This window comes from Saccharothrix sp. NBAS 001, assembly GCF_056640475.1.
On sequence record NZ_CM153251.1, the window covers coordinates 306079 to 320775 of the forward strand.

14 protein-coding genes are annotated in these 14697 nt (G+C 70.3%); 7 read left to right on the forward strand and 7 right to left on the reverse strand.

What is annotated here, in order from left to right:
• Window positions 1–189 precede the first annotated feature (189 nt).
• Both AC0HI0_RS01385 and AC0HI0_RS01390 read left to right on the forward strand, forming a co-directional pair.
• Entirely contained in the window at window positions 190–876 is a 687-nt protein-coding gene (locus tag AC0HI0_RS01385; RefSeq protein ID WP_480930384.1) for a response regulator transcription factor, read from the forward strand.
• Window positions 873–2138 (forward strand): sensor histidine kinase, encoded by a 1266-nt coding sequence (locus AC0HI0_RS01390; protein ID WP_480930385.1) that lies wholly within the window; start codon window positions 873–875, stop codon window positions 2136–2138. Before AC0HI0_RS01385 ends, AC0HI0_RS01390 begins: the two co-directional genes overlap by 4 nt.
• Here the strand turns inward: AC0HI0_RS01390 and AC0HI0_RS01395 are convergent.
• A complete protein-coding gene (locus AC0HI0_RS01395; protein WP_480930386.1) occupies window positions 2056–2487 on the reverse strand; it encodes a hypothetical protein in 432 nt (143 codons plus the stop codon). The two genes, AC0HI0_RS01390 and AC0HI0_RS01395, sit on opposite strands and share 83 nt — an antisense overlap.
• Before the next feature lie 205 nt (window positions 2488–2692).
• Here AC0HI0_RS01395 and AC0HI0_RS01400 point away from each other — a divergent pair, with 205 nt between their 5' ends.
• The gene (locus tag AC0HI0_RS01400; RefSeq protein ID WP_480930387.1) at window positions 2693–3196 is read left to right on the forward strand and encodes a DUF4265 domain-containing protein; all 504 of its coding nucleotides are present in this window, start codon (window positions 2693–2695) and stop codon (window positions 3194–3196) included.
• Window positions 3197–3265: 69 nt separating this feature from the next.
• On the opposite strand, the gene AC0HI0_RS01405 is transcribed toward AC0HI0_RS01400, so the two are convergent.
• On the reverse strand, window positions 3266–3523 hold the full coding sequence (locus AC0HI0_RS01405) for a hypothetical protein (RefSeq protein WP_480930388.1): 258 nt from the start codon (window positions 3521–3523) through the stop codon (window positions 3266–3268).
• A 108-nt stretch (window positions 3524–3631) separates the two neighbouring features.
• Between AC0HI0_RS01405 and AC0HI0_RS01410 the strand changes: the two genes are divergently transcribed.
• Both AC0HI0_RS01410 and AC0HI0_RS01415 read left to right on the forward strand, forming a co-directional pair.
• Window positions 3632–4480 (forward strand): helix-turn-helix domain-containing protein, encoded by an 849-nt coding sequence (locus AC0HI0_RS01410; protein WP_480930389.1) that lies wholly within the window; start codon window positions 3632–3634, stop codon window positions 4478–4480.
• Window positions 4477–4668 (forward strand): DUF397 domain-containing protein, encoded by a 192-nt coding sequence (locus AC0HI0_RS01415; RefSeq protein WP_480930390.1) that lies wholly within the window; start codon window positions 4477–4479, stop codon window positions 4666–4668. The genes AC0HI0_RS01410 and AC0HI0_RS01415 overlap by 4 nt, the downstream gene beginning before the upstream one ends.
• Here AC0HI0_RS01415 and AC0HI0_RS01420 read toward each other — a convergent pair.
• The 4 genes from AC0HI0_RS01420 to AC0HI0_RS01435 form a co-directional block, all read right to left on the reverse strand.
• Window positions 4665–5387, reverse strand: a complete 723-nt coding sequence (locus tag AC0HI0_RS01420) for an MgtC/SapB family protein (RefSeq protein ID WP_480930391.1) — start codon at window positions 5385–5387, stop codon at window positions 4665–4667. The genes AC0HI0_RS01415 and AC0HI0_RS01420 overlap by 4 nt on opposite strands.
• Before the next feature lie 241 nt (window positions 5388–5628).
• Window positions 5629–7437, reverse strand: a complete 1809-nt coding sequence (gene glmS, locus AC0HI0_RS01425; RefSeq protein WP_480930392.1) for a glutamine--fructose-6-phosphate transaminase (isomerizing) — start codon at window positions 7435–7437, stop codon at window positions 5629–5631.
• 12 nt (window positions 7438–7449) lie between these two features.
• Window positions 7450–7731, reverse strand: a complete 282-nt coding sequence (locus tag AC0HI0_RS01430) for a hypothetical protein (RefSeq protein ID WP_480930393.1) — start codon at window positions 7729–7731, stop codon at window positions 7450–7452.
• Window positions 7732–7795: 64 nt separating this feature from the next.
• A complete protein-coding gene (locus tag AC0HI0_RS01435) occupies window positions 7796–11383 on the reverse strand; it encodes an NACHT domain-containing protein (protein WP_480930394.1) in 3588 nt (1195 codons plus the stop codon).
• A 276-nt stretch (window positions 11384–11659) separates the two neighbouring features.
• On the opposite strand from AC0HI0_RS01435, the gene AC0HI0_RS01440 reads away from it, so the two are divergent.
• The gene (locus AC0HI0_RS01440; RefSeq protein WP_480934230.1) at window positions 11660–13603 is read left to right on the forward strand and encodes an MDR family MFS transporter; all 1944 of its coding nucleotides are present in this window, start codon (window positions 11660–11662) and stop codon (window positions 13601–13603) included.
• A 130-nt stretch (window positions 13604–13733) separates the two neighbouring features.
• Window positions 13734–14186, forward strand: a complete 453-nt coding sequence (locus AC0HI0_RS01445; protein ID WP_480930395.1) for a GNAT family N-acetyltransferase — start codon at window positions 13734–13736, stop codon at window positions 14184–14186.
• A gap of 33 nt (window positions 14187–14219) precedes the next feature.
• On the opposite strand, the gene AC0HI0_RS01450 is transcribed toward AC0HI0_RS01445, so the two are convergent.
• Complete coding sequence (locus tag AC0HI0_RS01450; protein ID WP_480930396.1) at window positions 14220–14696, reverse strand: hypothetical protein; 477 nt, start codon at window positions 14694–14696, stop codon at window positions 14220–14222.
• Window position 14697: the final 1 nt, after the last annotated feature.

Below are 14697 nucleotides of genomic sequence, written 5' to 3' on the forward strand. Positions count from 1 at the left end.
CGTTCCCCGGTCGTCCGCAGAATTGCGTTTCCGCCGCGGTGTGATCCGCGGCACCCCCGTTTTCAGGTGGGGCAGACAGTAGTGCGCACTTCCCTAAGAGACCCCTAAGGGCCAGGCACGGTTTCGATAAGCCGCAACAACTCCCCGACTCGCCCTCGACAGGACGCGATCAGGCCCTACCCTCCTGACATGTCCAAGGTGCTGCTGGTCGAGGACGACCCGGTGGTCCAGGCGGCGCTGGTGCACGCGCTGACCGACCTCGGGCACGAGGTGCGCGCGGTCGGCACGGCGGTGGCCGCGCTGCGCGAGGCGGGTACCGAGGAGCCCGACCTGGTCATCCTCGACCTCGGCCTGCCGGACCTGGACGGCGTGGCCGCGCTGCGGATGCTGCGCGGCGTCAGCGACGTGCCGGTGATCATCGCGACCGCGCGCGGCGGCGAGAGTTCGGTGGTCGGGTCGTTGAACGCGGGCGCGGACGACTACATCGTCAAGCCGTTCTCCGCCGAGCACCTGGCGGCCCGCATCAACGCCCTGCTGCGCCGCACCTCCGGCGCCCCGCGCCCGGACCGGGACGTGCTCGTCGTCGGCGTCCTGCGGGTCGACCTGGCGCAGCGGCAGGTGCTGCGGGACGGCCGCCCGGTGGCGCTCAGCCGCCGCGAGTTCGACCTGCTGGCCTACCTGGCGCACCGGCCGAACCGGGTGATCGCGCGCCGCGAGCTGTTCCAGGCGGTGTGGGGGCAGCCTTATCTGGGCGACGACAAGACCATCGACGTCCACGTCTCGTGGCTGCGCAGCAAGCTCGGGGAGACCGCCGCGAAACCCCGCTACCTGCACACGGTTCGCGGCGTCGGGTTCAAGCTGGTAGCTCCGGAATGAGAGGGCTGCTCACCCGCGCGTTCGCGCGGTCGGCGGCGCTGATGGGTGTGCTCCTGTTCGTGGGGGCGGGTGTGTTGCTGGTGGTGGCGGCGGGGGAGCGGGCCGCGTCGGACGACGCGCACGACGTCGTCACGGTCGCCGCCGTGCTCGCCGTGACCACCGACCCGGACGCCGTGCGCGGCGCGGTGTTCCGCACCGCCGCCGGTTCCGAGGGTCGGTTGGCCGTGCACCTGCCGGACGGCACCACGATCGGTGCCGGGACCGCGACGGGCGGTCTCACCGCAGTGTCCACTGTGGATGGTGAACGCGCGGCGGTGGAGATCTCCGACTCGGCGACGGTCGTCACGGCGGGTTTGCTCGCCGAGCTGGGAACGTTGCTGCTGCTGACTTTCCTGGCGGCGGCGGTCGCGGTCCTGGCAGGTCGGCGGCGCACCGGCCCGGTGGTGCGCGCACTGCGCGTGCTGGCCGACACCGCCACCCGGATCGCGCGCGGCGAGAAGCACGTCCGCGTCCACGGCCCGCCCGAGCTGGCCGCGCTGGCGTCCGCGATCAACGCCGCCACCGACCGCGCGGAACGCCTGCTGGCCAAGGAGCGGGAGATGATCGCCGATGTCTCGCACCGCCTGCGCACGCCGTTGACCGCCCTGCGGCTGGACGCGGACGCCATCGGCGGCGGCCCGGTCGCCGACCGGATCCGCAGCGCGGTCACCGCGCTGGGGCACGACGTCGACCGGATCATCGAGTCCCTGCACCCGGTCGCGGCGGCGGCCGGCGGCGGGAGTTGCGACGTGGTCGAGGTGGTCCGCGCCCGGATGGGCTTCTGGTCCGCGCACGCCGAGGACCAGGGCAGGCCGTGCGAGGTCGACCTGCCGTACGAGCCGACGCCCGTGCCGCTGTCCGGCGACGAACTGGGCGCGGTGGTGGACGCCTTGCTGGAGAACGTCTTCCACCACACCCCGGCCCGGTCGGCGCTCACCGTCGCGGTGGTCAAGCACGCCGGGTGGATCACCCTCGCCGTGGAGGACGGCGGCCCCGGCATCGCCGACCCGGAGCGCGCCCTGCACCGGGGTTCGTCCGGCGGCGGCTCGACCGGACTGGGCCTGGACATCGCCCGGGCCGCCGCCGAGGCCACCGGCGGCACCATCCACGTCGAACGCGGACGTCTCGGCGGCGCGCGGATCAGGCTCCGGTTCGGCGAGTCGGACAGCCACCACGAACCCGCGAGCCCCCGGGCGTGGCGGTTGTGGCGCGGCCACGCCTAGCGCGTTCCTCGAAGACGATCGCGAGCGCGCGCCCCACCGGGACGTTCCAGCCGCCCAGCGCGGCACCCAGCACCAGGGCGGCCTCGGCTTCGGCCACCAGCGCCCGGACCGCGCCCCGGTCGAACTCGCCGATCAGCAGGACCGGCGCGGCCAGCCCGGACAGCGCGGCCAGCTCGCGGCAGCACCGCCACGAAACCAGCGCGACCGTCGTCGCCGGCAGCGCGGCGAGCCCCCGCGCAGACTCCCGGAACCGGACGTCGCCCGGCACCGACTCGTCGAAATCGCAGACCACCAGCAGCCGGTGCGCCCGACCGGCCTCGGCGATCCGGATCCGCCACAGTGCGGACATCGTGACCACCCCTTGAAACCCAAGGTAGAGCGGTCCGGCGCGGCGGTCCGCGATCGGGGACCAGGCTTAACCGAACCTTAGGGTATCCGGAGCCCCAACGAGGGCGTCAGCGAAGCGCTTCACGCAGGTACGGCTCGCACACAGCCCTGGTGCGACGGAATGGTCGCCGATCACCACCAAGCGCGGATACGCGATCATTGCCGCCATGAGTTCACCCGCCCCCGCCGGACGCGGTCAGGCCACACCCGGTCACATCAAGGTCTGGTTCCGGTTCGTGCCCCGCGAGGGCCGGCTCCCTTATGACACCGAAGGGCTTTGGGCCACGCCGGTGAACGCCGACACCGCGCGCATCGACAACGTGCCGTTCCTCGCGGTCGGCGTGGCCCAAGGCGACATCGTCCGATTCACCACCGACACCGATGGACTCAACTGGGCAACGCAACGCGTGGAGTGCTCGGGCAGCAACACAGTCCGGATCCTGCCGATCGCCGGCGGACCGCTTGGCCCCAGCGCCACCGCCGTCCACGAGCTTCTCGCACCGTTCGGCATCGGCGGTGAGGCCTACAGTCCAGAACTCCCCCTGGTCGCAATTGATGTTCCGGCGGACGCAGACCTCCGCCAGATCAAGGCGCTGCTCGTCCGTGGTCAAAACGAGGGATGGTGGGCCTTCGAGACCTCCTGTGTCGGCGAAGCCTGGAACAACGCCTAAGGAGAGCCGCGCGGACTTCACCGGCAGCGACAACGCCGTTGAAAGCCGTGACTCCGAATATCCTTGTGCTCACACGACTTTGACCGTTCCGTGGCCGTCGGTGACAATCTCTACGTCCGAGTCGTACTCGTCTTCCGGCCAGTCGTCGGCCTTGTGCCCGCGCTCGGCGACGTAGAGGCCCTTGGCGTAGCCGCCGGTGCGCAACCGGTCGACCGCCCAGGACTCCAGTGGCTCGTCGGTCACCTCGTCGTGGCGTTCGAGCAGGACGTAGCTCGACCTGAGACCGGTGCTCTCGATGACGCTCAACTGCTGGAACCGGTGGGCCATGAATCTGTCACTCCTTGTTATGATCTGGCACTCCAAGTGTCCGGTCATGATAAGTTGTATGTGCGAGTTGGATGCCACATTCGATCGGGTGATGTTTCGAGGAGCGCGATGACCAGCCCACACCGCAGTGCGGCCCGCATCCAGATCGGCACCACGCTGCGCCGGCTCCGGGAGGACGCGAAGATGCCGCGCGACCGGGCATGTGACGCGCTCGGCTGCACCATCACCAAGATCGGCAACATCGAGAACGCGCGTTCCGGCGTCAAGCACGCCGAACTGGAGAAGCTGCTCACCCTGTACGGGGCCGACGAGCCCACCCGTGACGACTTGCTCGCGCTGAACTCCGAGGCGCACCGCAGGCGACCCAAGAGCAAGATCGGCGGCCAGATCGCGCCGTGGCTGCGCCGCATCCTCGACGTCGAGGCCATCGCGGTGGAAGCGGTGTTCTCCTCGCCAGACCTGATCCCGGCCGTGCTCCAGACCCCGGACTACGCCCGTGTGCTGATGGCGAACGTCGGGCTGGCCGGCGAGGCGCTGGAGAAGAACCTCGAACTCCGGCTCGGGCGGCGGGCGCTGCTGACCGAGCGCGAAGTGCCGCTGCGGCTGTGGGCGGTGATCGCGGAACCCGTGCTGTGGGCCGACATCGGCGGCCCGCAGGTGATGCGCGAGCAGATCGCGCACCTGCTGGAGATGGCCGAGCTGGAGAACGTCAACCTCCAGGTCATGCCCAGGGGAGCAGGGGTGCACCCGCTGATCGGCACTACACTCACGTTGTTCCGGCTACCGGCGGACCTGCCGTCGCTGATCAGCGTCGACACGCCCTTCGGTGATCATTTCGCTGACAGTCCCGACCAGGTGGAGCGGACCGTTCGCTGGCTCGACTTCACCCGGGCGAAAGCGCTGGGGCTTGAGGAAAGCCGTGAACTCCTGGCCCGCACCAAGGAGGACATCAGATGACCTTGAAACTGGGTGAGTGGACGAAGTTCAGCGGCGGAGGCTCCAATTGCGTCGAGGTGTTGCGCACGGAGGCCGAAGTGCTAGTGCGCAACTCGAATCGGCCGGATGAGGTTCCGCAGCGGTTCACGTTCAACGAGTGGGAGTTCTTCATGCGGGGCGCGAAGCTGGGCGTGTTCGACCTGGCCTAGTCAGCGCCCTTCTCCTCGGTGGCAGGTGCTTCGGCCTGCCACCGGACGCTGGTCACGGCCGGCTCCAGGCTCAGCCGCGAGACCGCCGACTCCATCTGCCGGTCGTCGCGCTGGTCGCCCGCCAGTTCGGCGCGCACCTCGACGTACCCCGGTGAGCTGTTGCTCGACGCGATCGACAACAGCCGGAAATCCGTACGTGTCAACGACTGCACCAACAACGCGCGGACGTGCGCCTCGGCGTCGTCCTTCGTCGTCGCCAGGAACGTGTAGTTCGTCGGCGACTCCTCACCGCTCTCCGGTCGCCGGTCCACCGCCCGCCCCAGCTGCCGCAACGCGATGTTGACCACGATCACCGCGACCGTCCCGACCGCCGCCACCAGGTGCAGCCCCGCCCCGGCCAGCGAGCCGACCGCCGCCGAGCACCACAGCGTGGCCGCCGTGTTCAGCCCCCGCACGCTCAGCCCGTCGCGCAGGATCACGCCCGCGCCCAGGAAACCGATGCCGGACACCACCTGGGCGGCCACCCGGGTGGGGTCCGCCGATCCGGGCGCGTCGCCGAACCCGTGGGCCGACAGCAGCACGAACAGCGTCGCACCGACCGCCACCAGCGCGTTCGTCCGCAAGCCCGCCATCCGCGCCCGGTACTGGCGCTCGAACCCGATCAGCGCGCCCAGCCCGAGCCCCGAGCCGATCCGCAACAGCATGTCCACGGTGGTCACCGCGTTCACCTCCCGGTGTGTCCGGAGTGGATTGTTCAGCGCGACCGGCCCCGCCGCCGGGTGGCGACGGGGCAGGGCGGGGAACACAGGCTCAGGACGAGGTCAGCGCGGTGGACCCACCGGAGGGGGGACCGCGCCGACCGGACTTCCGTCACTCGGCATGTGCCACTCACCCCACTCCCGTTCGAAGGTCCGCTGAACCCGCAGCGTAACCCGGCACCGCGTCAAGACGGCGTCAGGACTACTCGACGGTGACGCTCTTGGCCAGGTTGCGCGGCCGGTCGATGTCCCGGCCGAGCGCCTGCGCCACGTGGTAGGCGAACAGCTGCAACGGCACCGACAGGGTGATCGGCGTCAACGCGTCGTGCGCCTTCGGGATGCGGATGACGTCGGTCGCCAAGCCGTCCGGGAGGTCCGCGTCGGTCACCGCGATCACCGGACCGCCGCGCGCCTTGATCTCCTCGACGGTGGCCGTGTTCTTCGCCAGCAGCTCGTCGTCCGGGATCACGAACACGGTCGGCATCTCCGGGTTGATCAGCGCCAACGGCCCGTGCTTCAGCTCCGACGCCTGGTACGCCTCGGCGTGCAGGTAGGAGATCTCCTTGAGCTTCTGCGCGCCCTCCCGGGCCACCGGCCAGCCGCGCACCCGGCCCAGGAAGAACATGTGCTGGGCCTTGGCGTGCTTGGCCGCGATCTCCGCGATCGCGTCCTCCTGGTCGAGGATCGCCGAGATCTGGGCGGGCAGCTCGGACAGGCCCGCGACCAGCCGCCTGCCCTCGGTGATCGACAGGTCGCGCACCCGGCCCAGGTCCAGCGCGAGCAGCGCCAGCGCTACCGTCATCGCGGTGAACGACTTGGTCGCCGCCACCGACACCTCGGGGCCTGCGTGCAGGAAGATCCCGCTGCCGCACTCGCGGGCGATCGTGCTGCCCACGGCGTTGACCACGCCGATGACGTGCCCGCCCTTGCGCTTCAGTTCCTGCACGGCGGCCAGCGTGTCCAGGGTCTCGCCGGACTGGCTGATCGCCACGTACAGGGTGTCGGGGTCGACGACCGGGTTGCGGTAGCGGAACTCGGAGGCGGGCTCGGCGTCCGCCGGGATGCGCGCCAGCTCCTCGATCAGCCCCGCCCCGACCTGGCCCGCGTAGTACGCCGAGCCGCAGCCCAGCAGCTTCACCCGGCGGATCCGCTGGTACTCCTGCGCGGTCAGGCCCACGCCGTCCAGCCGGGCGCTCATGAACCGGCGGTCCAGGCGTCCGCGCAGGCAGCGGTCCACCGCGTCGGGCTGCTCGCGCATCTCCTTGCGCATGAAGTCCGGGTGGTCGCCCAGCTCGTACTCGGCGGACGCGACGTCGATCGCGGTCGGCGACTTCGTGGTGGAGCGGGCGTCCATCGTGCTGGTGCGGTAGCCGTCGGCGGTGATCGTGGCCAGCTCGTCGTCGTCCAGGTAGATGACCTGCTGGGTGAACCGGACCAGCGCCGTCACGTCCGAGGCCACCAGCATCTCGTGCTCGCCGACGCCCAGCACGACCGGGCTGCCTCGCCGGGCCGCGACCAGTTCGCCGGGGCGGTCGGCGTCCATCACGATCACGCCGTAGGTGCCCTCGACCTGGCCGAGCGCCTCGCGGACCGCGTCCTCCAGGGTCGCCGCGGTGCTGCGGGCGACCAGGTGGGCGAGGACTTCGCTGTCGGTGTCGGAGGACAGCGCGACGCCGTCCTCGGTGAGCCGGCGGCGCAGCCGCTCGGAGTTCTCGAACACCCCGTTGTGGACGATCGCGATCCGGCCCGCGACGTGCGGGTGCGCGTTGCGGTCGCTCGGCTCGCCGTGCGTGGCCCACCTCGTGTGCGCGATCCCGACCGTGCCCGCCAGGTCGTCCGGAACGACCCGGCGCAGGTCGGAGACCCGTCCGGCGGTCTTCACCACGTGCAGCTCATCGCCCGCGACGGCGATGCCCGCCGAGTCGTAGCCCCGGTACTCCAGCCGGTGCAGGCCCTCCAACAGCAACCGCGTCGCGTCCCGCGCGCCGACGTACCCGACGATCCCGCACATACGTGTTTCCCCTCAGCCGTAGACGATCCGGCGCAACTGGCGTTCCGACAGCGGGGGAGCGGCCACCGGGCGCACGTCCAGCTCGTCCCTGAGACGAGGCCAGATGCGCGCGTTGGGCACCCCCTGGGCCTGCAACTCGCCGTGCCGCCGCAGCACGTACTCCTCGGCGGTCTCGACGAAGTAGCCCATCACGTCGGACACCACCCGCGCCGCCACCGCGGGCGGGATGCCAGTCGTCCGGACGATGTGGCGGAGCAGGTCCTCCGGTACCTCGTCCTCCACGGGCTCCAGCATGGCCACAGCCAACCACCGGACCAAACCCCGTGCCCGATTCCGGGCACGACGGCCGGCCGCGCGTTCACACGATGATCGCCCCGGCGAGTTCGAGCGCCTTGAGCACGGCCGGGTGCAGTCCGCAGTCCGCGCTGATCCGCAGTCCCACGTTCCCGGTGCCGGTCGACGTCCTGGCCACCACCTCGCCGGTCCGGGCGGACCGCACCGAGATGTCCCCGTACCGGCCGATCACGACGATGTGCTTGCCGTCGGAGCACAACCTCATGCCCCAGGGAGAGGCGTAGTCCTCCTCCCACCGCAGCTCCCCGGTCCGCGAATCCACGGCCATGATCGTGGCACCCCCGCAGAGTACGACGGAATCCTCACCCGTGGCCCAGGCCAGCCAGGTCGCAGCGATTGTGTGAGGCATTTCCACCTGTCGCAGGAAATTTCCGTTCTGGGCAAAGAAGAACAGTGTGCGCGCCCCATCGAAATGGGCGACGAAATGGCCTTCCGCGTAGTCGACGGTCAAATTGGCCAGCGGTAGTCGATCCGCTGCGGCTGCGCCGAAATCGAGCTTCCCGATCTTGTCCACGGTGACGTGTTCCGGGGTGATCCGGGCGGCCAGTACGCTACCCTTGCCGTCCACCAGCAGGATGTTCCCGGTCGCCTCCTCCCGGAAGTAGTACCTGGACTCGGAGGCGAATCGCGTGTTGCGCAGCTCGCGGGTCCCGGTCAGGTCGATCAGTCGCCACGGGGAATCCGGATCGAAGCTGCCGCGCGCGAGGATGCCGGAGTAATCCGCATTCCCCAGATCGGCGATTTCCGTCACCTTCGCGGCGAGCACCTCGGAAACCCCGGTGCGGGAGTCGACCAGGCGCAACTCCCCGTCGGCCCAGACCGCGAGCCGGTGGTCGTTCCCGAGGAATTCGAGCCACAGCGACTTGGTGCCGGTCTGCGCCACGGTCCGCGGTTCGGTGAGCCATTCCGCCCCCTGCCAGCTCACGACCTCGCCGGTGGAGAACCCGACGACGATCTCGCCGTCGCGCTCCGCTACCCGGCAGGGGTGCCGGACCTCTTGGCCGAAATCGATTGCCACGTCCAGCACGACCTCGGTCAGGTCGACTCCCGTCAACACGACACCTTCGAAATCCGCGCCGCGGACGTCGGCACCCGCCATTGCCGTCCCGGTGAGGTCCACCACCCGCGATTGGTCTGGCAGGAATCGGGCGGCACGTAAACTGGTGCCGCGCAGATCCTTGCCGCGCAGCGCGTTCCGGTCGATCTTCGTCAACACCGTCGCGGCGTTGCCCCCGACGTACGCCGCCCGGTCGAGGTCCACGGTCGCCGTCTCGGCGATGAGTGGCATGAACGTCGGTTCGACGGCAGCGGCGTCGAGCATGGGGACCAGCAAGTCGGCGACGGCGGGTGCGAGCATTACGGAGCCGAAGCTGATCGACAGGCGTTCGAGCGACTCGGTTTCGAATCTGCCGATGAGCGGGCGGGTGGCGGTGGCGTGGTCGCGGTAGAAGTGTTCGGACCACTTCACGGTTTCGCGCCCGCCTTCGCCGTCGTGCACGAGGGTCAGGAAGTCCTCGTTGAGCAGGCCCAGTTCGGCGGCGAACTTGTATGCGACGAAGAATTCCAGCAGCGACCGGTGGGCGGGGGAGTAGTCGCCTTCGCTGTTGCGGATCAGCATGGACTGGCCGAGCATGTCGTGGTGCCAGTGGTCCAGGTCCTTCTCCTGGCGGACGGCCGCGCCGAAGCAGGCCCGGATGCGGTCCGGGAATTGGCGGTAGTTCATGCTCATGGTGTCCGTGGAGAGCATTTCCCAGGACAGTTCGGACAGGAAGAAGACCTTGTCGCTCATCGACGTGAACGTGCGTTCGGCCTGGATGTCGCGGTCGATCTTGCGGCGTACCGCGTAGAGGTACACCCGGGCCAGGTCGACCTGCCTGCCCTCCTCGATCTCCGGCAGGGCGTCCAGGACCAGTTCGGACATCACCGGGCGGCGCATGAGGTCGCGGAGCTGGTCGTGGGCGGTGATCATGTCGATCACGTCCGGGGTGGTGATGTGGCCGAGCAGTTCGCGGATCTGCTCGTCGGTGAACGGCATCAGGTCGAGCACCTCGAACTGCGGCGGCGTGCCGGTCAGCGCCTGGGTCGACGCCTTGAGCTGGGCGTTGAGCAGGTCGCGGCTCTCCTGGGCCTCCGGGAAGTGCTCGGTGCGGCACGTCAGGAGCACCTTCGCGCCGGGGACGACGACCTTCGCCAGCTCCCAGAAGTTGTTGATCCGGGCCTGCCGGTCGACGCGTGAGGCCATCTCGTCGAAGCCGTCGAAGATCAGCAGCAGCCGGCCCGAGCGGTTCAGGTACTCGAACACCGAGTAGCCCGCCAGTTGGACCTCGTGCTTGCGGAAGAAGAACTCCGAGAACAGCGACTCGACGCTGACGGCCTTGGCGTAGTCGCGCAACGGGATCAGCAGCGGCAGGCGGGGGCGCGGCAGGCCGCGTCGCTTGGCTTCGCGGTAGCGGGCCGCGAGCAGCGAGGCGTAGTGCAGGCAGAACCAGCTCTTGCCGGTGCCGAACTCGCCGAGGACCGACAGGTGCTCCTTGGACGGGTCGGCGAGCCACCCGTCCACGTAGCCGTCGAGGCCACCGGCCTGGTCGCCGTACGTGCTGCGCGCCCTCGGCCGGCCCGTCGCCTGGTCGTACTCGGTCTTCTCGCACGACACCGCCACGTACTTCTCGGCGATGCCGCGCCGCGCGACCTCGTTCTCCAGCCAGGTCAGGTAGCCGTCGAAATCGGCGTCCTGGTCGATCAGCTCGTCGAGGCTGTAGCAGGCCACGCGCTCGGTGGCGGCCTCCCGCGCGGCCGGGCTGATCCGGCGCGGCGCCACCACCCACGCCTCGTCCGCGCCGTGCTCCCGGAGCAGCCGGTCGGCCTCGGCCACGTGGGCGGCGGCGAGTTCACCGGCCACGCCGAGCACGACCACGCGGTCGAAGCGGCGGCGGGCGGGGACCTTGATGATCCACTCGAACGACCACGTCGACGGCTCCCGGTGGGACTCGAACGCGTAGCCGACGGCCTCGAACCACGCCTTGACCTCGGCGGCCAGCCAGCCCAGCGGGTCCTGCTGGCCGGCGGCCGGCGTGGTGGCGACCTCGCGGACCTCGGCGAGGGTGTCGAGCGAGTGCAGCCGGCGGCTGAGGTCGGACAGCTGCTGCTGGAGGCCGTCGATCTTGCGCTCCGCCCTGGCCTCGGCCGCGCCCCGGCTGCGGTCGACCAGGGCGTTGAACACGGCCGTGAACCCCGCGAACTCGCGGCGGAAGTCGTAGTCGACCCGGCCGAGGGTGCCGGTCTCGTCGTTCCACTCGATGACGCCCTCGGCCTCGCGGTCCAGGTGCGTCGGATCGCCGGTGGCGTAGGACTGGACGAACGCCTCGCGGATGTGCGCCAGGCGGAAGAACTCGATGATGGGCTCGGGCTTGCCGTAGCAGTGCTCCACGAGCGCGTACGCGTAGAGGCCGTCGAAGTCGCGCGGCGGAACCCTGGGCTCAAGTTTGAGCTTCTTCAGCAGCGCCACGACCTTCTCCTGACGGCCGAGCCAGCCCCCGACGGGTTTGCCCGCCGCGGAAGCCAGTGCCTTCGCCGCCACTTCCAGGATCGCCACGACCGCGCCCTCCCCTTGCGATGGAGAGGTCATCATCGTCGCGCGCGGGGCACCGGTTTCCGCAGAACTGCGCCGGAGAACGTCCGGTCGGTCACGGCACCGACCCTCCCGGGGCCGGTGCGTCGTCCGGTCCCCGACGGGTCCGCGTCCCGAGCGGAGTCCGGCCGGCGGCCCTATCGTCCACACGGGAGGTTCGACGTGGTCGCAGACACGGTCGGGGAGCGGGAACAGGTCGAGGTGGGGCGCGGTGCGCGCAACGCCATCGTCGCGGTGATCATGCTGGGGATGCTGCTGGCGGCCCTGGACCAGACGATCGTGGCGACCGCGCTGCCCACGATCGTCAGCGACCTCGGGGGCGCGGGACACCTGTCGTGGGTGGTCACCTCGTACCTGCTGGCCGAGACCATCATGACCGCGCTGATCGGCAAGTTCGGCGACCTGTTCGGGCGCAAACCCGCGTTCCTGGTCAGCGTGGCGCTGTTCATGGTCGGGTCGTTCCTGTGCGGCTGGGCCGACTCGATGACGTGGCTGATCGTCGCGCGGGCCATCCAGGGGCTGGGCGCGGGCGGCCTGATGGTGACGTCGATGGCGGTGATCGCGGACGTCGTGCCGCTGTCCGAGCGGGGCAAGTACCAGGGCCTGATCGGCGCGCTGTTCGGCGTGTCGACGGTCGTCGGGCCGCTGCTGGGCGGGCTGTTCGTGGACCACCTGAGCTGGCGGTGGGCGTTCTACGTGAACCTGCCGCTGGGCGTGCTGGTCCTGGTGGTGGGTGCGCTGAGACTGCCCGGCGTGAAGGCCACCGCGAAACCCCGGATCGACTACGCGGGGATCCTGCTGATCGCGCTCGCCGCGACCGGGTTGACGCTGGTCACGAGCTGGGGCGGGGTCGAGTACGAGTGGGCGTCGCCGACCATCCTGTGGATGGCGGTCGGGTCGCTGGTCGCGCTCGCGCTGTTCGTGCGGGTGGAGTTGCGCGCGGCCGAGCCGATGCTGCCGATGAGGCTGTTCCGCAGCCCGGTGTTCACGGTGTGTTGCGTGCTCAGCTTCGTGGTCGGGTTCGCGATGCTGGGCGGGGTGACGTTCCTGCCGACCTACCTCCAGTACGTGCACGGCGCGTCGGCGACCCAGTCGGGGCTGGAGATGCTGCCGCTGGTGGTCGGGCTGCTGGTGGCGTCGATCGTGACCGGCAACGTGATCAGCAAGACCGGCCGGTACCGGGTCTTCCCGATCCTCGGCAGCCTGCTCATGGTCGCCGGGATGTTGTTGCTGTCGCTGCTGGACGTGGACACGGCGTTCTGGGAGGCGTCGATGTACATGCTGGTGCTCGGCCTGGGCGTCGGCATGTGCATGCCCGTGCCGGTGGTGGTCGTGCAGAGCACCAGCAGCTACGAAGACCTGGGCGTTGCGACGTCCGGCGTGAGCTTCATCCGAACGCTCGGCAGTTCGTTCGGCGTGGCGATCTTCGGCACCATCTACGCCAGCAACCTGCCCGGGAAGCTGGCCGCCGCGATCCCGCCGGGCGTCGATCCCCGGGCGGCCTCGAACGTGCAGGCCCTGCACGCGCTACCCGATCAGGTGAAGGCGCCGATCGTCGCGGCCTACGCCGAGACCCTCCAGATCGTCTTCCTGTGGGCGGCACCGGTGGCCGCGGTGGCGTTCGTCGTCGCCCTGTTCCTGCGCGAAGTCCCCCTGCGCGACACCGCCCGGGTCGCGGCGACGGGCAACACCGGCGTCGGGGAGAGCTTCGCCGTGCCCCAGTCGACCGCCTCCAGCCAGGAGCTGGAGAAGCTGGTGGCCCTGATCGTGAGCAAGGAGCACCACGACCCGACGCCCGAGGTGCTGGCGAAGTCCGGCCTGCCGCTGACCCACGCGCAGGCGTGGCTGCTGGTCAAGGTCTTCCGCCAGTCGGCCCACCACGGCGACGCCACCCTGGACCGGCTGTCGGCCGAGACCAAGGTCCCGGCGGGCGTCTTCGAACCGGTGGCCCGCCAACTGATGACCAAGGGCCTCGTGGCCGAATCCGCCGACCACTACAGCTTCACCCCCGAGGGCACCGAGACGTTCACCACGCTGGTCGCGTCGTGGCGGAACTGGCTGCGCGCGAAACTGGTCGACTGGGAGTGCGACGACCCGGAGTTCACCGAGGCCGTGGACCGCGTGGCCGCCGAGCTGGTCACCACCAGCCGATCCCTCACCGACCGCCGCCCGACCCCGGTCTGACCGCCCCGCGCCGGCGGACACCCGGCGCGGGCGGGCGTGCCGTTCTCGCCGGGGCACGGGCGGAACGGGAACGGGAACGGGCGAGGATTACGCTGGGTCGACCGTGTCGTCCGGAGCTGGGGGGTTCCCGGTGATCATCCGTCGTGCCGCGATCGAGGACGTGCCGGCGATCGTCGCGTTGTTGGCGGACGACGAACTCGGTGCCCGGCGGGAGACGCCGGACGACCTCGGGCGGTACCTGGAGGCGTTCTCGGTGATCGACCGGTCGCCGCACCAGACGCTCGTGGTCGCCGAACTCGACGGCGTCGTGGTCGGCACGTTGCAGCTCACCGTGCTCCACGGGCTCGCCCAGCGCGGCATGGCGCGGGCCCAGGTGGAAGCGGTCCGGGTGGCCGGTGGGCGGCGCGGGGGCGGGCTGGGCGGGCAGTTGGTGCTCTGGGCGGTCGCCGAGGCGCGGCGGCTCGGGTGCGCGGTCGTCCAGTTGACGTCCGACTCGCGCCGGGAGGACGCCCACCGGTTCTACACGCGGCTCGGGTTCGTGGGATCGCACCAGGGCTTCAAGCTGTGGCTCGACGGGCGGTGAGGCGGCCCCGCCGAGGAGCGGGGCCGCCGTCGATCACCTCGTCGCCCTGCGGCCGTGGCCCAGGAGCATCAGGACCGCGGCGATGAGCACCAGGTTCTTCAGCACGAACTCGCCGTTCGCGGTGAGCAGGAGCGGGTTGCCGTCGGCCCACGTGAGGGCCGGCGCCTGGACGAACACCAGGAACGTGCCCGCCAGGTGCAGGCCCACCGCGACCAGCGTCGTCCGCCACGGGCGGCCGACCACCAGCGCCAGGCCGAGCACCACCTCGACCACGCCGAGCACCGGCAGCAGCAGGTCGCGCGACACCCAGGGCAGGGTGGCGTGGACCAGGTCCGCGACCGGCGACTCGCCGACGACCTTCAGCATCCCGAACCAGATGAACACCAGGCCGATCGCGATCCGCAACGCGGTCGGCGCGACCACGCGCACCCGGTGCTCGAAACGGTCCCACCACGCTTGCGGCGGGTCCGGGCTGACCTCCTCGACGTCGTAGTCCTGTGTCGTGGACATG